General features: G+C 59.5%; 20 protein-coding genes and 4 pseudogenes. 11 read left to right on the top strand and 13 right to left on the bottom strand.

The window, feature by feature from the left end; genetic code table 11:
• Positions 1-18: 18 nt before the first annotated feature.
• Positions 19-372, bottom strand: a complete 354-nt coding sequence (gene tnpB, locus TQ38_RS29710; protein WP_043980823.1) for an IS66 family insertion sequence element accessory protein TnpB — start codon at positions 370-372, stop codon at positions 19-21.
• Positions 369-773 (bottom strand): transposase, encoded by a 405-nt coding sequence (locus TQ38_RS29705; RefSeq protein ID WP_113942146.1) that lies wholly within the window; start codon positions 771-773, stop codon positions 369-371. The genes tnpB and TQ38_RS29705 overlap by 4 nt, the downstream gene beginning before the upstream one ends.
• Before the next feature lie 124 nt (positions 774-897).
• On the opposite strand from TQ38_RS29705, the gene TQ38_RS30435 reads away from it, so the two are divergent.
• A complete protein-coding gene (locus TQ38_RS30435) occupies positions 898-1,101 on the top strand; it encodes a hypothetical protein (protein WP_162792500.1) in 204 nt (67 codons plus the stop codon).
• 284 nt (positions 1,102-1,385) lie between these two features.
• On the opposite strand, the gene TQ38_RS29700 is transcribed toward TQ38_RS30435, so the two are convergent.
• Positions 1,386-3,308 (bottom strand): hypothetical protein, encoded by a 1,923-nt coding sequence (locus tag TQ38_RS29700; RefSeq protein ID WP_043980821.1) that lies wholly within the window; start codon positions 3,306-3,308, stop codon positions 1,386-1,388.
• 216 nt (positions 3,309-3,524) lie between these two features.
• Here TQ38_RS29700 and TQ38_RS29695 point away from each other — a divergent pair, with 216 nt between their 5' ends.
• Positions 3,525-4,121 (top strand): recombinase family protein, encoded by a 597-nt coding sequence (locus tag TQ38_RS29695; RefSeq protein ID WP_043980820.1) that lies wholly within the window; start codon positions 3,525-3,527, stop codon positions 4,119-4,121.
• Positions 4,114-4,500, top strand: a pseudogene (locus TQ38_RS29690) (IS481 family transposase); the annotation flags it as partial. The gene TQ38_RS29695 and the pseudogene TQ38_RS29690, both read left to right, overlap by 8 nt.
• Before the next feature lie 43 nt (positions 4,501-4,543).
• Here TQ38_RS29690 and TQ38_RS29685 read toward each other — a convergent pair.
• A protein-coding gene (locus TQ38_RS29685; protein WP_370059864.1) for an IS3 family transposase occupies positions 4,544-6,032 on the bottom strand; the annotation gives its coding sequence in 2 pieces (ribosomal slippage) (positions 4,544-5,590 and positions 5,592-6,032; 1,488 coding nt in all).
• Between the two features lie 175 nt (positions 6,033-6,207).
• On the opposite strand from TQ38_RS29685, the gene TQ38_RS29680 reads away from it, so the two are divergent.
• A complete protein-coding gene (locus TQ38_RS29680) occupies positions 6,208-6,414 on the top strand; it encodes a YcxB family protein (protein ID WP_162792499.1) in 207 nt (68 codons plus the stop codon).
• Between the two features lie 138 nt (positions 6,415-6,552).
• On the opposite strand, the gene TQ38_RS29675 is transcribed toward TQ38_RS29680, so the two are convergent.
• Positions 6,553-6,786, bottom strand: coding sequence for a type II toxin-antitoxin system RelE/ParE family toxin (locus tag TQ38_RS29675; RefSeq protein WP_043980812.1), 234 nt, complete (start codon positions 6,784-6,786; stop codon positions 6,553-6,555).
• Positions 6,783-7,061, bottom strand: coding sequence for a hypothetical protein (locus tag TQ38_RS29670; RefSeq protein WP_043980810.1), 279 nt, complete (start codon positions 7,059-7,061; stop codon positions 6,783-6,785). Before TQ38_RS29670 ends, TQ38_RS29675 begins: the two co-directional genes overlap by 4 nt.
• Positions 7,062-7,258: 197 nt before the next feature.
• Between TQ38_RS29670 and TQ38_RS30430 the strand changes: the two genes are divergently transcribed.
• On the top strand, positions 7,259-7,846 hold the full coding sequence (locus TQ38_RS30430) for a hypothetical protein (RefSeq protein WP_162792498.1): 588 nt from the start codon (positions 7,259-7,261) through the stop codon (positions 7,844-7,846).
• A gap of 538 nt (positions 7,847-8,384) precedes the next feature.
• Here the strand turns inward: TQ38_RS30430 and TQ38_RS29660 are convergent.
• Complete coding sequence (locus TQ38_RS29660) at positions 8,385-9,617, bottom strand: type II toxin-antitoxin system HipA family toxin (RefSeq protein WP_043980805.1); 1,233 nt, start codon at positions 9,615-9,617, stop codon at positions 8,385-8,387.
• Positions 9,617-9,997 carry a helix-turn-helix domain-containing protein gene (locus tag TQ38_RS29655; protein ID WP_043980803.1) on the bottom strand — a complete coding sequence of 127 codons (381 nt, stop codon included), beginning with the start codon at positions 9,995-9,997 and terminating at the stop codon, positions 9,617-9,619. The genes TQ38_RS29660 and TQ38_RS29655 overlap by 1 nt, the downstream gene beginning before the upstream one ends.
• Positions 9,998-10,093: 96 nt before the next feature.
• On the opposite strand from TQ38_RS29655, the gene TQ38_RS31650 reads away from it, so the two are divergent.
• The 6 genes and pseudogenes from TQ38_RS31650 to TQ38_RS29620 all read left to right on the top strand — a co-directional run bounded on the left by TQ38_RS31650 (position 10,094) and on the right by TQ38_RS29620 (position 12,462).
• Positions 10,094-10,339 carry a BrnA antitoxin family protein gene (locus tag TQ38_RS31650; protein ID WP_370059863.1) on the top strand — a complete coding sequence of 82 codons (246 nt, stop codon included), beginning with the start codon at positions 10,094-10,096 and terminating at the stop codon, positions 10,337-10,339.
• Between the two features lie 126 nt (positions 10,340-10,465).
• Positions 10,466-10,741, top strand: coding sequence for an AbrB/MazE/SpoVT family DNA-binding domain-containing protein (locus TQ38_RS29645; RefSeq protein WP_038293132.1), 276 nt, complete (start codon positions 10,466-10,468; stop codon positions 10,739-10,741).
• A complete protein-coding gene (locus TQ38_RS29640; protein ID WP_043980801.1) occupies positions 10,738-11,136 on the top strand; it encodes a type II toxin-antitoxin system VapC family toxin in 399 nt (132 codons plus the stop codon). Before TQ38_RS29645 ends, TQ38_RS29640 begins: the two co-directional genes overlap by 4 nt.
• Before the next feature lie 70 nt (positions 11,137-11,206).
• Positions 11,207-11,560, top strand: a pseudogene (locus tag TQ38_RS29635) (recombinase family protein); the annotation flags it as partial.
• A 285-nt stretch (positions 11,561-11,845) separates the two neighbouring features.
• Positions 11,846-12,127, top strand: coding sequence for a helix-turn-helix domain-containing protein (locus tag TQ38_RS29625; protein ID WP_043980797.1), 282 nt, complete (start codon positions 11,846-11,848; stop codon positions 12,125-12,127).
• Positions 12,127-12,462: a hypothetical protein gene (locus TQ38_RS29620; RefSeq protein ID WP_113942145.1), complete on the top strand. Its 336-nt coding sequence runs from the start codon at positions 12,127-12,129 to the stop codon at positions 12,460-12,462. Before TQ38_RS29625 ends, TQ38_RS29620 begins: the two co-directional genes overlap by 1 nt.
• A gap of 214 nt (positions 12,463-12,676) precedes the next feature.
• Here the strand turns inward: TQ38_RS29620 and TQ38_RS31245 are convergent.
• The 5 genes and pseudogenes from TQ38_RS31245 to TQ38_RS29585 form a co-directional block, all read right to left on the bottom strand.
• Positions 12,677-12,775, bottom strand: a pseudogene (locus tag TQ38_RS31245) (histidine phosphatase family protein); the annotation flags it as partial.
• 18 nt (positions 12,776-12,793) lie between these two features.
• Positions 12,794-13,117: a DNA-binding transcriptional regulator gene (locus TQ38_RS29610; protein ID WP_008994780.1), complete on the bottom strand. Its 324-nt coding sequence runs from the start codon at positions 13,115-13,117 to the stop codon at positions 12,794-12,796.
• Positions 13,101-13,480, bottom strand: a pseudogene (locus TQ38_RS31240) (type II toxin-antitoxin system RelE/ParE family toxin). Before TQ38_RS31240 ends, TQ38_RS29610 begins: the two are co-directional and overlap by 17 nt.
• Positions 13,481-13,973: 493 nt before the next feature.
• Complete coding sequence (locus TQ38_RS29590) at positions 13,974-14,561, bottom strand: hypothetical protein (protein WP_162792497.1); 588 nt, start codon at positions 14,559-14,561, stop codon at positions 13,974-13,976.
• A 161-nt stretch (positions 14,562-14,722) separates the two neighbouring features.
• The gene (locus TQ38_RS29585; RefSeq protein WP_240198246.1) at positions 14,723-16,537 is read right to left on the bottom strand and encodes a flagellin; all 1,815 of its coding nucleotides are present in this window, start codon (positions 16,535-16,537) and stop codon (positions 14,723-14,725) included.
• Positions 16,538-16,683 lie beyond the last annotated feature (146 nt).

The raw sequence follows: 16,683 nt of genomic DNA, 5'->3' as shown, positions 1-16,683 counted from the left end.
CACAGAAAACCGCAGATATCAGCCAAAAATCAGGGGTCTGCGCACCTCGGGTGCGGGCAGTTTCTTCCAATCCAGACCCGACAGCAATGCCGTGCATTGCGGTCCGCTCAGGACCATCGTGCCGCCTTGCACGGCAGGCCAGTAAAACCTTCCTCGGTCGAGCCATTTCGTCGCCATAACCGCGCCTGACCCGTCATGACGGAGCAACTTCACCTTATCCGCGCCCTTGTTGCGGAACACGAAGACATCGCCCGCGCAGGCATCATGCCCCAGCACGTGCGTCACCAGCCCCATCAATCGGTTAATCCCGGCTCTGAAGTCGACCGGCTGTGTCGCCACGAAGATCCGTACGCTTCCGTCGATCGGGATCATTCCCGGATCGCCGCCAGTACCGCGCGCAGGTGGTCCATCTCGACCGCGCCCATGATCCGAACCGTCACGTCTCGTACCACCAACTCCAAGCCGGCAGGTTCGAGTTGCTTCTCCTGAGCCAGCGTGACGGGTACGAACCGCAATTCCTCGACGGCTCCTGCTGCTCGCGCTTGCCGACGCCAATAGTGCAAAAGGCCAAGGCCGACGCCGTTATCTCGGGCGACCTGCGCCACAGTCATTCCTGGCACAAAGCTCTCAGCCAGAATGCGGTCGCGTACGTCATCCGGCCAACGCTCGTAGCGCCGACGTCCGGGCGGCAAACTGACGGTCAAACGCGCAGTTGTACTGTGCGACGCACACGTCAAACCGCCGTTTGACCCTGCATCAATTTCATCCGACATTGCCCGATCTCCTCCTCGTCTCGGGCGAGCCTAACCATCAGCAAGCTCTCGGAATACGTGGGGCGGGTGCAGCGGTTACAGAAGATCGGCAGGTTCGCGGTGGACCGGAGCTAGGAAAGTCGGAGTGACAAGAGCAGATATTTTTGGCGGCGCGCTTTTCCTATTGGCGTCATTGTTCGTCATTCAAAGTCTATGGAAAGGACGCATTGCGACGCATTGGCCCGATCCCGGCATCGACAAAGCGGATGAAACTGGCATGTTTTGGTTCGCAGTGTCGTTAGGCTTCTTTGCTGCTTTTTCTGGCTTGCTTTTAGTCCTGCTAGGCTGAGCCAACTTTGTCCGCTTCCGCCCTAAAGTCAGACGCAGCGTGGAGCAATCGGCCTGCCCGCTTGCTGACATTCGTAATGCCACTACGTGTAGGCGCTTGCACACGTAGCGTCGCCTGCTCGCAAACAGGGCCATTTTTTGCTCGCATTGACTGACAGCCGGTACGTTATGCTGCTCACGCTATGTGACAATGTACTCGCGATCAGCTCCGTCTGCTCGCAAACGGCGGTGCCCTGCTCACATTGATAACCTGCCGGCCAGCGCGTTTGGATCGTCGATCCGATGTCACGGCAAGCGTTCCAATTTCCTCAGTTGATCCGCTGCCGCGTTCCCCCACTCTGTGTTCCTGATTTGCTCGGTCAGGCGGTCAAGATAGTCGGAGAGCTGGGCAGCCTCATCTGCGCGCGCTTCGTCATTCGCGACCAAGCGCGCCTCTTCCCATGCGATCCGCGCGAACATTTCCGGCGCGATCGTCCGGCTCGCGACGTCGAACAGCCCCAGCCAGCTTTGCTCGAAGCTGACCGTCTGCCATTGGTTCAGGAAGAACCAGATGCCGAAGCGCAATGCTTCCACACCCAGAAAGCCTGTCCGCGCGGCATAGGCCGGAAAGACCATCTCAGCCGCGAAGCCGTCGTGCTCCTGATCGACTGTCCGAAACCAGACCCGCAGGGCGGCTGCGCTCCCATCATCCAGCGTCGCGAGCGACAGCGCGGCTTCCGACAACGCGGCGGGCGCGTGGTCGTCGGTGCCGCTCATTAGCCTGTCACCGGGACGCTCCGTGGCATGTCGCCGAGCCGCGTCGCCATAGGAAACCAGCAGACCCCGGAGAGCCTCAATCACCGGTTCGGCGTCGGCGACAGGCACGGCGCGGATCGTCTCGAAAAACTTCCGCTCGTTGAGACGTTTGCGACCGGCTTGGAACTGGAAGCGGAGCGCACCGGCGAACGTCACGTCGCTCAGCGGGTTTTCGATGATGCGCCGCGTCATTTCGTCAATCGCGTTCGCGAAATCGACGACGGACATACCGCCCAGTTTGATGCTTTGCGTCGATCGCCGTTTTATGTCCGTTTGGACGATTTTATATGCACGTTCGCTCACATCCGGCCATGCTGGATGCAGGTGTATGCTCTCTACAACCTGCAATTCACCGATGCTTCCATCTATACCAACCTGACGGCGCAACTGGCGATAAAAACCTATATTTTTGTCGTCCCATAGTACCTTGTATTCACCGACCCGTATCGAAAAGCTTCGAGAGTCTTCGGCCCAGACGACATCGTCGAGCCGGTTTAGAAATTTTCCTTCCGCAAGCTCTGCCACCTCGGCCTGCTCAGGGTTCATACTCTCGGCATGGGAATGCGGCAGCAGCATGGGGCGTTCAGCGGCGGGACGTTGAAGCCACGCATCCAGCAGCGCGACGTCGGCCGGATAAAGATTCAGCTCTTTTGGGGTGCGATATGCCACCCTCAGCGTGCTGGCTTTGCGAAGTGGTTCGAGTTCGATCAGTTCCAGCGCGAGTGCGTATCGTGGCTCGCCGTCATCGCGCAGATCGGGGTGCTTCGCACCCGCCTGTCGTTCCGGCATGAACCGGTCAAGAAGACCGGTCCTTCTGCCTCGAGCCAGGAGCGGCGTATCGAGGGCATTGCGAAGAGCCCAGCGTCCATCGGGACTGATCCAGCGAGGGCCATATCTGGAGACACTCCAGTATACTGCATCGACAAGCCAGTCGGTTTGCACCTCGGCGGTTCGCGGATGCAGGACATGGCGCACGGTGCCCTGCTCCATACCGTGCGATAGCCCGATAATCGCGCCATCGTCCCTGCACGCTAGTTGACGGACGTGGGCATCCTCGGGCAGCTCGTGCGTCCTTGGCAGGTCGCTATCGACGGGGATCTGGTGGATCCGGTTGTAGCGCGCCTTGGGCGCGCGCTGCTCCGCGAGAAAGAATGAGCGGTGCATGGCCGAGAAACAGAATATGTGAGGCAATGCGAGCACGGTCTGCGGACCGGCGATACGCCGTCGCTGCTCCAGATCGAAAATCGCCCAGTCGCTTATGTAGCCGTAAGCGAAAAGATATCGTCCTTCGAAAACATGGACGGTTGCCGGGCCAGTCTCGAGGGGGATGAAAATCCAGGCGTCTGCACCCTCACCGGCTTCGACAATGGTCAGGTTATTCGGTCCATACAGGGTGCTGACGGCGACTTGCATACTATCTCGCTTACGACAGCTTTGGCCCGTGCAATGCCAAGGTTCTGCATTGCCCGTCCCGGAGAGACGCTTCTGCAAAACGACCGTTTCTGACGAGCCGATCGCCTTGCCTGCCCGGCAACGTAAATCTGCGGGCCGGGCTTTGTCAAAACTGTTCTGGAAACCCGCTTCGCAAAACGGTATGCCTGCGACGGGTTTGGAGAAGATTGGACGCCCATGCGGGTCGGCTATGCCAGGGTCAGCACCAGCGACCAGAATCCCGAGCTTCAGCTCGACGCACTGCGCCGTGCCGGCTGCGACCGGGTATTCACCGAAAAGGCGTCCGGCGCGCGTGATGACCGGCCTGAACTTGCGCGCATCCTGCAAGACGTGCTGCGGGCCGGCGACACGCTGGTCGTCTGGAAGCTCGACCGCCTCGCTCGTTCCCTCAAGAAGCTGATCGCCACGGCCGAGGAGTTGGAGCGCGAGCAGATCGGGCTGGTGTCGCTGACCGAGAGCATCGACACGACCACGCCGGGCGGGATGCTCACCTTTCATGTGTTCGGCGCGATCGCGCAGTTCGAACGCGCCCTGATCCGCGAGCGGACCACTGCCGGGCTGGTGGAAGCGCGCCGGCAAGGCCGCAAGGGCGGGCGCCCATCGGTTATGCGCCCGAGCGACGTCACCGCGGCCCGCGCCATGATGAAGGAGGGCACGCTCCCGGTGCGCGACATCGCCAAGCGCATGGGCGTGTCGGTCGCCACCCTCTACCGCTATGCCGGCAAGCGCGGCAGCGGCGTACCCGCCAAGGAGCCTGTTGCAGCCGATGGCTGACCGGGCGAAGCGACCGCCCGGAGAGGCGCTGGTCGACCTTCGCCGACGATTGTCGCTGTTGCCGCCACGCGATCCCGGTCGCACCGAGATCGTCGCGCGTGCGGCCGAGGCTTACGGCATCTCGATCTCGACGCTGTATCGGGCGCTGCGCGAGCTGAACCGGCCCGGGTCGGTGCGCCGGTCCGACCACGGTGCGACGCGGGTCGCGCCGCAAGCGGAGATGGAACGCTATGCCGAGATCGTCGCCGCGCTGAAGATCAGGACCACCAACAAGAAAGGTCGGCACGTCTCCACCGCCCGTGCCATCGAGTTTCTTGAAACCGATGGCGTCGAGACGCCGGAGGGTCTGGTCAAGGTCGCGCCCGGCCTGCTGAAGCGGGCCCGGAACGTGTCAACGATTGTGAGACAGCCGGGTCGGGAGATTAAGCTATCGTCTTTCGCTCTTTGGCCGGTGGGTTGATCCAGACTGCAGTAGGTTTTTGTGGCGGTCGTGGTGGTCGATTGACGAAGCGCTCCGGGTTTAAGCGGAAGGCTTTGTTGAGGATCGTTTGACGGGCGGCGTGGACTGCATCTGCCTGGCCGTAATGCACCTGGTCGGGCGTCATCAGCCCGATGCCGAGATGATGATGGTCTCGGTTGTACCAGTCGAAGAAGTGCCGGCAGAACGTCTTTGCGTCTTGGGCACAGCCGAAGCGTTTCGGGAACTGCGGCTGATATTTCAAAGTCTTGAAGTGGCTTTTCGAGAAAGGATTGTCGTTCGAGGTATATGGCCGGCTGTGCGATTTGGTGACGCCGAGATCAGCGAGCATGAGCGCGGTAGCCTTGGCCTTCATCGACGGCCCGCGGTCGGCGTGTAGGGTGAGCTGGCCTGGGGAGACGTTATGTTTGGCGACGCAATCTTCGAATAGCGGCTTGAACAGAGCAGCGCTTTCGGTGTCGGCGATATGCCATCCAACGACGCGTCGGCTAAATATATAAATGATTACATAAAGGTAGAAGTAGGTCCATTTGCTCGGCCCCATGAGCTTGGTGATGTCCCATGACCAGACTTGATTGGGGCCTTCGGCCAGCAGCTCGGGTTTCTGATAGACGGGGTGGCGCAGTTGCCGACGGCGTTCCCTAACTTCCTGATGCTCGTGGAGGATCCGGTACATCGTACGGATCGAACAGTGGTAGATGCCCTGATCGAGCAGCGTAGCGTAGATCTCCGCAGGTGCGAGGTCTGCAAAGTGCGGCTCTCGCAGCAAATCTATGATATGCTGACGCTCTGGCCCGAGAATGGTACGCGCCGGCGCTGGCCGTCGGCGGCGAGCAGCGGGGGGATAAGCCACAGCAACCTGACGGCGATGGAAGGTCGCACGCGACACGCCCAGCGCGTCACAAGCCGCTGCAATGATGCCCGAGCCGGTACCCAGCGTAGCCAACGCATCCATCACGGCTTCTCGTCGTCCTCGATCGGGAAGCCTATCAAACGCGCGACTTTTTTTGAATTTCTATCACAGCTTCAGCACGCTCCAGGCGCTGCTGAAGGCGTTTGTGGTCCCGCTTCAGCTGGGCGTGCTCTGCCGACAGAGGATTGGGCGCCATTGGTTTTGGGCCGCGCTTCACGGGGCTCAGGCCCTCAAACGCCCCGGCCGCGCGCAGCCGCCGCCACTCCGTGATCGAGGAGGAATAGATCCCCTCACGCCGCAAGATGGCGCCGATCGCCCCGGGAGTGCCAGCGGCACGATCAATCTCGTCGAGGACCTGCAGCTTATATCTGGCGCCGAAGTTCCGCCGACGTGGCCGGTCGGAGAGCTCGGGCGATGCCGCCGCAGGCGCTGCCACCAGCGTCGGCCTGCGGCCTTCCTCGGCGGCAGCGCCTGCGGCGGCGGAGTTCGTCTCGTCGTTTGGAATACGCGGCATAACCATGGTGATATCTCATCCGCGCCCTCAAGGCTAAATTAACGGCGGTGCTTTGTCTCACCGTCGTTGGCACGGAGGGGCCCTCGCCATCATCGCAATTGGCTTAGCCCCAATCGTTGGGTTTGTATTGTTTCCCCTCGTAAAGTTCAAACCTCAAGAGAGAACGCTAACGGCTGACGAAATGGGCCTTGATACAACCATCGGGCACATCAGTAAGCAGATACCTTGGACTGACGTGGAGAACGTCGATTCTCAGGACGGTGCTTTGATCATTCAGGGGCGCAACAAGAATGCTTTTATTGTACCAGCAAGGGCTTTCAAAACCTACGAGGCGAAAGAGGAGTTTCGAGACTTCGTGGCTTCTAGAGTAGATGCGAACGGCAGCTAGCCACTCCTTCGCGCCCTTCCGGGACGATTTTGCGAGAATGGCAGCATCCGCCCCAAGCCGGCCATTCCCGAAAGCTGGTTATTCCCAGGAAGGCCGTAATGGGGGCCACTGACGGGCAGTGTGAATCAGGACGAGGATTCAGGCTGTACCGTCCACGACCTCATAGACGAGTCGATAGCTCCGATGAGGCGTTAGCTCGCGCGTACCAGGCACTTCCCCCTCGTGTCCGAGCATGGGGAAGTCAGCCAACCCGGCGACAGCCTCGCTGAAAAGGCGGTCCATCCGGAGCGCCGCATCTGGGTCACGTGCTTCGAGATAATCCCAAATTGCTATGCGGTCCTGCTCGGCTTCCGGCGTCCATATGATCTTCACGCCCGGTCAGTGATCCGGGCGCGACGTGCGGCGAAGTCGGCTTCCACAGCCTCGTTGGAGCGCCCCTCTCCGTCGTGGACCGAAGCACGCGCCGCATCGACCTTGCGATGCAGGAAAGCGCTATGGTCGCGCCGGTCCTTCTGGCGCTGGACGAACTCCCGCATCATCTCACGCACCACCTGCGATGCCGGGCGGTGGCTCGCTTCGGCCGCAGCCATGAACTCTGCCCGAAGGTCGGGTTCTAGCTTCATCGTGAATACGGCGGCTTTCGGCATAGCGTCCTCGCAATAGTAATGACGACGTATATACCACCATCCGTTGGTGGGCAACACGGCTACGTTTCCTATTGAACCGCCGCCGGATGAGGGAGGGCAGGACCGGCCGGTAACGCCCCATTACGGACATTGCCGGAACACAATTTACCGTAACCGCGGCCATTGAAGATAGTTAGAACGCATGCAAAGAACCGTTCATGACAATCTCATCTTCACTCCGGCGGGCCTTATTGCTGACCTTACTTGTCAGCGCACTTCTGGTGAGTGCGTGCTCATCTAAGGGTGATGGAGGGAAATCTGACAAAACAGATCGAAAAAAAACATATAATCACGCCGACAAGTTTCCCGTTCACAATTGCTACTATACGGCTGATATTTATGGCAGCACCAGAGGGCTAAAATACAACATAATATTATCAACATCTGATAATAAGGCCCAGGGATTGTTTTCAATATACGAAATGCACTCAAACTTAAAATTGCGGTCAGATAATATAATTGTCGATCCAGATGACGTGAAAAGATTATGTGCAGATCAGTTTAAAATCATCGAAAATCGACCACCTGCGAAACGCGGGAAAATTGTGACGATAGTGATCGACCCTATTCCTTTCTATGCCTCCGTCAATATTAATGGAAACAAGCGCGATGTAGGTGACAATCTTGAGGATGGCTTAATCAACAGTGCCATGCTGAAGGGAATCACGCGCTTCCTCAAAGATCATCATGTTAAAACCGTTCCTGAGCCGGGTTGGTATGATGAGCCCAAGATTCCTGGAAACTGAGTTTCCGTTGCCCGCGAACCTGGTCGGCGAGGAAAACCGGTCGGTCCGCTCCCAAGCACCTCAAATCGCCCCTGAAGCGACCGACAAGGGCGCGTTGCTGCCTCGGCGGCGTGCTCCACGGACGGCAGCTATAGCCGCGCCTCGGACCAGAATGCGAACGGCAGCTTCCCACCACTTTTTGCCATTCCGGAATGGCGCGCGGCCTCGAGGCGCGCCGCCTTATGTAGGTTATCTGTTCCGTTGCTACTCAACCCCATATCGCCTTCTCAAGCGGCTTCCTCTGGGATAAAGCGGCAGCATCCGCAGGACGTAAGGCGCTCAACCTGCCAGGGGATAGCCGCGCTGCCTAAGTGTTCGCTTATCGTTCGCCCTTAGCGTTGTCTGGCGTACCATCCGCGCTATGCCCTCTCCCATGCCGCGCAAAGGATAACGCTCTGCCCCTTTCTTCCACGTTCTGTAACCTTCCTATCTCATAGCTGTGCCATATTAAAATACCAGATATGAACAATAGAAGAGTGATGTTTGCCAAATATGAAAATCAAAAAGAGAGAGCTATGTCTGCTTCGTCGTGAACAAAAGCTGGTTCATAATGCTTGGCAAGCGCGCCGGTGACGCCTGCTGCGCGTAGTGCTTCGCGCCACGTGGCAGCTATCCGCTGCGCTGTGTCGCGGATGAGAGCGCGCGCGTAGCCCTCGGCGATCTCGAAGAATTCCGCAGCTTCGAGCGCCCGTTGGATTGATCGTTCGTGACCTCCGCCTTCGAAAATTGCCGTTTCGAGGTGCGGGTTGCGATCGGGCGCGGGATTGACGTCGAACATAGGAGAAAGTCGCCATTTATCGGCGCCAACGTAGAGAAATCCGTGGTTCTTAAGATGGTCATCCTTGTTGGAGACTAGGATGGTGAAGATGAGGCGTCGGTAGATTTCAAGGAAGTCTTCGGTTGGATTGGGCCCGGCTAGCCGGATGAAGTCGGCGATTTCCGTATAGGAGCCAAGCTCGACTCCGGTTTTGGCAAGGGCCGTGCGGGCGGAGATATAGGGGATCCGACCTGCACCCTGCCGGTCGAACCGCTTGATGAGGGCGACTGGGAAGGGCGTATCGACGAGTTCGAGGCGAACTTCGGGCACGCGAATGCCGCAGGAAGCGGCGAGGCGAAGCGTCGCGACCTCGACCCGCTCGACAGGCTGCTGGTCGTGGACAGAGGTGAACTTAGCGAGCCAAAGCGTGCCATCGTCGATGACATTGGCCTTCGGGCGGGCACCGCCCGAGCCGCCAGCGCCTGCGAGGGCCTGCATATCAGCCGCAGAGACCTCTTTGCCCTGCTCATAAGCACGCGCAATGCTTGTAATCGCCTGGAGATCGACAAGGCGCGGGACCGCGCCGGGCGCGCCGCCCTGAATGACCGTGCCCTGATTGTCGACGAAGCGCAGCGCGCCTTGTCGGCATTTGTCGTCGGAAAGGGTGAGATATTCGAATTCCGAAAGGCCCGCCCCATAAGTCCGCTCAAGCAGTCTTCGTCCCCATGTGTCGGGCGCGGCGTCAGCGAAGACGCCGGCAAGCGCATCGCGGATATTGCCGGACTGGCTCGATGCATGGAAAGGGCCACCTTCGAGCGCGAAGTCGGGCTGCAGCGCGAAGGCCGCCGCGCTCGCTGCCCAGGCCAGATCATAGGAAAAGACCGAGAATTGGCGCGGACCCGTACGGGTGTAGCGCAGCTCTCCTACTTGGGTTAGCCTCTCGCCCAGCGCGACCTGCGCGAACCAGTTCGCCATCAGAAGGCGACGCCTTCAGGATTAACCTCGGCTCCGCCAAAGGCGGAATTCGTCTCGCCCTTCTTTTTTTGGCGGCGTAGGGTCGAGGCAAAGGTGCGGCCGCGCTGCGGCAGCTTCTCGGCAGCCAGCGCGAGGCCAAGCTCGTCGTTACGGACATCGACAAGATCAACGAGACGATCGATCAGACCCAAGGCGACGAGGACATCGGCAAGCGCGCCGATGCCCACGCCCGGATCGCCGTTTTCCAACCTCACGATCGTGCTAGCCGAGGTGCCCGCGCGCGCCGCGAGGTCCGTGCGAGCGATATTGCGGCGCAGGCGCGCTGCTCGAATGTCCCGACCGAGCCTTGCGAGTGCGGATTTCGACTTGGGAGAGCTCATTTTAATTACCTATATATGAACGCCTATGCTGGTCCATTAGCCATATATGACAAACTAAGTTAGATTTCAAACGGAACTCGATGTCACACTTCTAGCGTGAGCCTATGTGAGCTTGCGGACAAAATCGCCGCGCAGAATTTGGCCATTAATGGCGCATGGCGGCAATCGATCTCCTGTCGGCCCCGGGTGATCGACACTACCGATATCCCCGAAGTGTCGGCCGACGCATGGCAACATGCCCGCCAACCGGGTCTGTATCGCCGTCGCAAGAAACCGGTCACACTCCGCCTGGATGTCGATATCGTGACTTGGTTCAAGGAACACGCCCACGATCGCGGCTAGAGCCACGGTGCCGAGCCAGCGGCAGGCGCTTAGTCGCTTAGTCTCTTATTATTATTGGTTATCAGAATTGGGCCTTGAAAATAATGCGTTTCTGCATTATTTTGGCTTAATATGGAGGTAATGACCATGACGACATTAAGCGTGACCACGCGGGGCCAGGTAACATTTCGGAAGGATATTCTGAAACATCTCGGCATCCAGCCCGGTGGCAAGATCAGGCTCGACCTGCTCCCCGATGGGCGGGCGGAACTGAAAGCGGACCAGCCCAAGGGTTCGTGGCGGGCGCTGCACGGGATGCTCAAGGGGAAGGGCGACGGTCCCCGGTTCACGATCGAGGAAATCAACGACGCGATTGCGGAAGCGGGCGCTGCTGCGGGTGTGGCCGGTCTGGACGGTAAATGAAGATCACGGCCGACACGAACGTCTTGCTGCGCCTGGTGCTGGCGGACGACGAAGCGCAGGGCCTCGCCGCCGTCGAGGCGATGGAAAGCGCAAGCCATGTTGCCATCAGCGTGCATTCACTGTGCGAACTCGCCTGGGTTCTGGAACGACTCTACAAGAAAACCCGGCCCGAAATTGCCGCCGCGATCCGAGGCGTGATCGACGCGGAGAACGTCGTCGTCAATCGCCCTGCGGTGGAAGCGGGCCTAGCTATCCTCGATGCGGGCGGCGACTTTGCGGACGGGGTGATCGCATTCGACGGCCGATTCCACGGCGGGGAGACGTTCGTGTCCTTCGACAAAACGGCGGTCAAACTGCTGAAAGGGCAGGGGGCCGCCGCCCTGCTGCTGAAATAGCCATGCGCGCGATCTTCATCCACCTGCTTGCCGCCATCGTGATGGCGGAGCCTGAATGGAGGAGAACGGCATGAACGAAAACCTCAAGGTTCAATCGCACCATCTCGAGCGGGGGGCCTACCTCTACATCCGCCAGTCATCGATGCGGCAGGTCATGGAGAACGTTGAAAGCACCAAGCGCCAATACGCCCTGCGCGGGCGCGCGATAGGGCTGGGATGGCGCGACGACCAGATCATTGTCATCGACAGCGACCAAGGCGAATCCGGTGCGTCAGCGTCGTGGCGCGAAGGCTTCCAGCACCTGGTGTCTGATGTGGGTATGGGCCGCGCAGGGATCGTTATGGGCCTGGAAGTATCCCGGCTCGCAAGAAACAACGCGGACTGGCATCGGCTGCTGGAAATCTGCGCCTTGGCTGACACGCTGACAGGGTTGCCCCGCCTCAGGCGATCATGTGGTCTAGTTCCTCGCTATCTACAGCTTGCTTCAATGAACGAAGCTGCATTTAAGGCCGCTGAGGTGCTGAGTTGGGAACCTGTCACGTGAAACTGGTCGGTGCAGTTGTCATGAGGAAACGGCTTGTCAGCATGTATCGAATTTGATACACCATCTTCATGAAACAGGTTTCGTTTCTGGGTGACAGCCTCGCGCAGCTTCGTGATTTTCCTAATGATGCCCGCACCGAAGCGGGCATGGAGGAAGGAATAGGCGATGGAAGTCCAGACTTTCGATAGCGTCTTTGACGCACTGGCCGACACCCCGGCAGAGGCCGCAAACATGAAGGCACGTTCCGAACTGCTGTCGGCCCTGAAAAGCCGTATCCGCACCTGGGACATGCCACAGGAAGCGGCGGCGGCGCGCCTTGGCATTACCCGTCCCCGGCTCAACGACCTGCTGCGCGGCAAGCTCGGCAAATTTTCCCTCGATGCGCTGGTGAATCTCGCCACGGCATCTGGCCTGAAACTGGAAATCAGGATCGCGGAAGCGGCCTGATGGTGCCGATCGACGTGGAGGCGCTGCGTGCCCAGGTCCGAGCGATGGACTATCTGCGCGGCACGCCCGACGAAGTGACGCAATGGCGCGAGAACATGGCCGAATCTCGCGCCAACCTTGCCATTGAAGACATGATCCTTTCGGCCGACGAGAACGCCACGTTCGCGATGATGCTGGTCGAGTGCAACCGGTGGTGGCGTCCTGACCTGCCAAAGGGTTCAGCATCAGCTCAACTCTTTGGCAACATAGGCCTGGCCGGTGTGTCGCGGGCACCCGACTGTGATGGACAATCCTCGGTCAACGTTGGGGCAGGCAAGTCCGACGCCCGTGCTTAGAATGAGGAAGGTCCAGCGACGGACAACGGGTAGTGCGGTGACCAATCCGCGGATGAGAGCTTGATCAATCGTCGTCGATCAGGAGCCCGAGGCACTCCGGCGAGGCCAAATTCACCGCTAGTCCAAAGGCTAGCGGTAGGATAAGCTCGTTTCGCACCGCAGATGGCAGTCATGAGAGCGTTGTTTAGCGTACCATCCACGCTATGCCCTCATGTTGGTGGCCCAGCTCGGTCAGTTCGATCGTCGCCAAATTGTTGCAGGGCAAGCCAGCGTTGCCAGTGCTTTCGCCATGGCGGATGAAGATGGCTTTCATCCTACGTTTCCGGACTGATCAGGCGAGAATCTGGATGCCATGCTTTTCGACGATTGACAGCAGCTTCAACGCCGCGCCGCTGGGCTTCTTGGCCCCGGTTTCCCACTTCTCCACCGTGCTTTCGCTAGTATTGAGGTAGCGAGCGAATACCGGCTGACTGACTTTGTTCCGTTCTCGCAGCCGCTTGATTTCAGCCGGGGCGATTGCGGGGGGCGTGGTCAGGCAGCTCTCATCGAAATGGCGCATGGTGGCCTTGTCGATCACGCCAACGCTATGGAATGCTTCGGCCGTCGAGTGGATCGCCTCGAAGGCATCGCTTTTATACTTACGCTTGGTCGCCATTGCATATCTCCGTTAGCCTGCCATCCGCCAGCAGGGGAGCAATATCCTTGTCCGTGGCTTTCTGGAGGTTCTTACCCAGCAGGCGGAATTATTTCAGTTCGTCATCGTCGATATTGGCCCTGTCCTTCTTGGCGAACAGATATTGATACATCCAGTAGCTACCGAACTTCGCGAGGATGATGCTCCTGTGCATGTTCTTGTTCAGCCGCTTCTTGACACCCCACCGCCGAGATCGTCCGCCTGGCCCTTCATCACTTCCTGAATGGCCTCGCATAGTTCGGCATCCGAAATGCGGGCCTTGCGCGCCGCCTTGGCGAACCAGGCCGTCTTGAAGGTTCGCGCTGTCGCCGTGGCATTGCTCATGGTTGTTGTCTAGCACTTAGTGCTATTGAAGGCAAGATGGCGATGACGCCTGCCGCTGGCGCGGCACCGTGGCTCTAGTCGCTTGCGCCCCCTAACAGCGCGTTGACGAAGTCGGTATGATCTGATTCAGCCTGGATTGCACAGCGACATCGCAGTTGAAGGGTCACGAGCGACATTGTAGATGACGTGTGGGGGGAAGCGGAGGCCGGGCGTATGGGGCGACGGTTCTGCGATCGGCGTCAATCCCGGCATCCGACGAACTTCTCGCTCACACCTCCCCGGTAGGATGGGAGCATATCGCCTTCTCAGGCGACTTCCTCTGGGATAAAGCGGCAGTATCCGCAGGACGTAAGGCGCTCAACCTGCCAGGAGATAGCCGCACTGCCTAAGTGTTCGCTGATTGTTCGCCCTTAGCGTTGTCTGGCGTACCATCCGCGCTATGCCCTCAATTAGATCGGCTCGGCCGCCAGATGAAAATCCAGGCCGGACCCGTTTAGCCAGCTGCGCGCAATTCGCGATTGAGGACCGCGAAAATGTCCACCACGTTCGCCCCGGCCATCAGTTCGGCTATGATCTCTTTGCGAAATGCGCTAATGCCAGGTTCGTAAACCCCGGGATTATCGCGGCAAAACTTGGCCATGACAGCGACGGCTCCAGCTTCTTCAAGGGGTACTATTGACGCAGCTTCGCGTCGCCAGTCGTCGCACTGAAGCGCGAGTTCCTCCTCCACTGCGGGCCATTCGAATGCTGCGACTTTTGCGGCCTCCGAGGCAGGGTCGTCATACGCTTCAGGAGGAAGACCGGTTCCGCCGGTTACCACCACGCAGGTCATATCGGGATATCCACGCGGAGCGGTGAAGAGACGCAAGGTCTCGAGCCGTCGGCCAAGATGACGCGGTTTCTGCCGGTAGATCGGGTGCTCGGGTTCAGGGCAGCGTTCCCGCACCGCTAGCACCAGATTTGTATAAGTGATGCTGGATTTGCGGCGTACGACATCCATCAAAACCGGGTAGATCGCACGGACGAGAGTTTCGTCGTCACGGGTAACGGGGCGTTGGCGCGGAATGGCGCTTTCGGACACGAAAGGAGGCATTGGGGGCTCCGTTACGGTTGGTTCGCTGCAATAGCATCAGACGCGCCAATCTTGCGCCCTTGAAGTCGACCGGGAAAAACTCGGTATTTTTTATCGCTGATGGCGGTAAAAGGGGGGGAGGGAGCAAGCTATGAGGATGCGGCTGCGGGTTACTGGCCGAACAGCCTGAGAATGAGCGCCGGCTGCTGATTGGCAATCGAGAGCGCCTGTAGCGCGAGCTGCTCGCGCATGCGCAAAGCTTCTGACCGTGCGGCCTCCACCGATAAATCTGCATCGACCAGATTGCCCAGGGCTTGTGTCTTTATGTCTATCTGCCTCGATCCATCGGCTTGGTGCGTGTCCAGTCCGCGCGAATGGGCGCCGAAGTAGGTCAATGCGGCAAGCACTTTACGGCTTGCACCTTGGATCTTGTCGACGATGCCTTCCGGATCATCCCAGTCGAGCGGATCGAGATCCAGAGTGCGTGCGCTTAGATCACGCGACATGATCCTTTCGCTGCCGCCGTGGATGTTGGCTATAAAGTCGTAGGGCACATCGGCGAAGGTTGGGCGCTGTAGCCCTGTGACTACCTTGTCGGCGCCGGAGGCGGGTAGGGCCCCGACTTCGCGCATCGATACGGCGCCGATCGCCCAGGCACTGCGAGCATCGTACTGCTCGCCGTTGACGGTTATGGCCAGGGGCCCTTTCGCGGGATCGTAGTCGAAGCTCAGCATGTGCAGACCGCTGACGGGTTGACCTGCGCCGGCCGCCGCTCCCTGCGAAGCGGCGGGCTGCCCTGTAGCGGCGAGGCGAATGCCATCCTGCCAGATTTCCATTGTGTCCGGTAGCTCGTAGGCGTCGAAGCTAAGATCGATATGGGCGGCTGCGTCGCCCGGATCGAGGCTGAACTGCGCGCGTACGCCTTCGGGCAAAGCGCTCTGGCCGAGCGGATCGTGCCGGGCGGCGGTCACCTGCTCGGGATCGGCATGGGCAACCGGATGATCGAAAGGAGCACGGGTCTCGTAAGCGACGGCGCTGTTCCAGTGCTCTCGGGGCTCTGGAACCGCCTCGGCCGGGTCCTGCAACTGTAGCCCCTCGATGGCGAGGTTGGCATTCCCCTGCAGTACGCGGATCTGGATATCTGTGCCTTTGGCAGGATCGTAGTCGAAGCTCAGAACGAATGGCCCGTCTTGCGAAAGCGCAGGGGCTACCGAACAACCGTCTGCGGCGTAGGCTTGGCCAGAGGCCGCGACGCGAACGCCGTTTTGCCATATCTCCACTTCACCGTTGCCAATTGATCCGTTGAATTGCGTCGCTCCAGTGTCGATGAGCAGGTTTACACGGCCAGGCGTGGGTCCGGCGGCCACTGAATAAGTGCGCGCTGAATTATTAGTAACGGGCAGGTAATTGGGATCAGCCGGGCTGAATGGATTGATGAGATCGTCGAAGCTCTGCGGAGTCAGCGGCGAGGTTGGCAGAGTCAGCCGGCGGGAGCCGCTCACGACCGTTTCCAGGCTGCCGGGCGGCATTGCCCCTGCTTCCTGGCTAGCACTTAGGCTGGCCAGCAACCGGTTTGGATTCACGCTGGAGGCAGGCAGGCTATAGGAGGTGCGCGTTACGGTCTCGGTAACGCCTTTGCCCTTGAGCAGATTAGTGCCAGAGAAGGTGGAGGCATCGACCACACCGTCGATCTGCTTGATCAGGGCGTCGATGTCTTTGGAGATCGCGCGCATCGATGCCGGATCGTTTGCGGCTCCTTGCAGTGCCAGCGCCTTTTCCTGCAGGCGGTTCATCAGGTCGCTGATGGTTTCAGCGCCGGAGATGGCAACGTCGGTAGTTGATTTCCATCGGTTCAAGGTATCCCCGACTGACTGCTGCATGAGGATTTGTCCCCGCAGGTCCTGCGCCCTGATGTATTTTGCGCTGTCGTCTTTTGTGCTCGCTACCGCAAGGCCGGTGGATATCCGATTCTGGCGTGTCGCCATGTCTGATTGGACGGAATTGAGGACCTGGAGGGCTGCGGCTGCACGCACATTTGTGGGAATAGACGACATTTGAACCGCTTCTCCTCGCCTTGCGCTTCACCTGCCCGCGATAGACCGGCGAGGACTCGAAAGCCTCCGCCGGTCAG

The organism is Novosphingobium sp. P6W, assembly GCF_000876675.2.
Taxonomy (GTDB): Bacteria; Pseudomonadota; Alphaproteobacteria; order Sphingomonadales; family Sphingomonadaceae; genus Novosphingobium.
This window is presented reverse-complemented; position numbering and strand designations above follow the sequence as displayed.

Excerpts from the sequence above, each read along its gene's own strand:
- TQ38_RS30430 (WP_162792498.1), top strand. The coding sequence starts at position 7,259 with ATGACAATCTCATCTTCACTCCGGCGGGCCTTATTGCTGACCTTACTT.
- tnpB (WP_043980823.1), bottom strand. The coding sequence starts at position 372 with ATGATCCCGATCGACGGAAGCGTACGGATCTTCGTGGCGACACAGCCG.
- TQ38_RS29645 (WP_038293132.1), top strand. The coding sequence starts at position 10,466 with ATGACGACATTAAGCGTGACCACGCGGGGCCAGGTAACATTTCGGAAG.
- TQ38_RS29660 (WP_043980805.1), bottom strand. The coding sequence starts at position 9,617 with ATGGCGAACTGGTTCGCGCAGGTCGCGCTGGGCGAGAGGCTAACCCAA.
- TQ38_RS29655 (WP_043980803.1), bottom strand. The coding sequence starts at position 9,997 with ATGAGCTCTCCCAAGTCGAAATCCGCACTCGCAAGGCTCGGTCGGGAC.
- TQ38_RS29700 (WP_043980821.1), bottom strand. The coding sequence starts at position 3,308 with ATGCAAGTCGCCGTCAGCACCCTGTATGGACCGAATAACCTGACCATT.
- TQ38_RS29670 (WP_043980810.1), bottom strand. The coding sequence starts at position 7,061 with ATGCCGAAAGCCGCCGTATTCACGATGAAGCTAGAACCCGACCTTCGG.
- TQ38_RS29610 (WP_008994780.1), bottom strand. The coding sequence starts at position 13,117 with ATGGCGACCAAGCGTAAGTATAAAAGCGATGCCTTCGAGGCGATCCAC.
- TQ38_RS29640 (WP_043980801.1), top strand. The coding sequence starts at position 10,738 with ATGAAGATCACGGCCGACACGAACGTCTTGCTGCGCCTGGTGCTGGCG.
- TQ38_RS29680 (WP_162792499.1), top strand. The coding sequence starts at position 6,208 with ATGGGCCTTGATACAACCATCGGGCACATCAGTAAGCAGATACCTTGG.
- TQ38_RS29705 (WP_113942146.1), bottom strand. The coding sequence starts at position 773 with ATGTCGGATGAAATTGATGCAGGGTCAAACGGCGGTTTGACGTGTGCG.
- TQ38_RS29585 (WP_240198246.1), bottom strand. The coding sequence starts at position 16,537 with ATGGCGACACGCCAGAATCGGATATCCACCGGCCTTGCGGTAGCGAGC.
- TQ38_RS29695 (WP_043980820.1), top strand. The coding sequence starts at position 3,525 with ATGCGGGTCGGCTATGCCAGGGTCAGCACCAGCGACCAGAATCCCGAG.
- TQ38_RS29625 (WP_043980797.1), top strand. The coding sequence starts at position 11,846 with ATGGAAGTCCAGACTTTCGATAGCGTCTTTGACGCACTGGCCGACACC.
- TQ38_RS29620 (WP_113942145.1), top strand. The coding sequence starts at position 12,127 with ATGGTGCCGATCGACGTGGAGGCGCTGCGTGCCCAGGTCCGAGCGATG.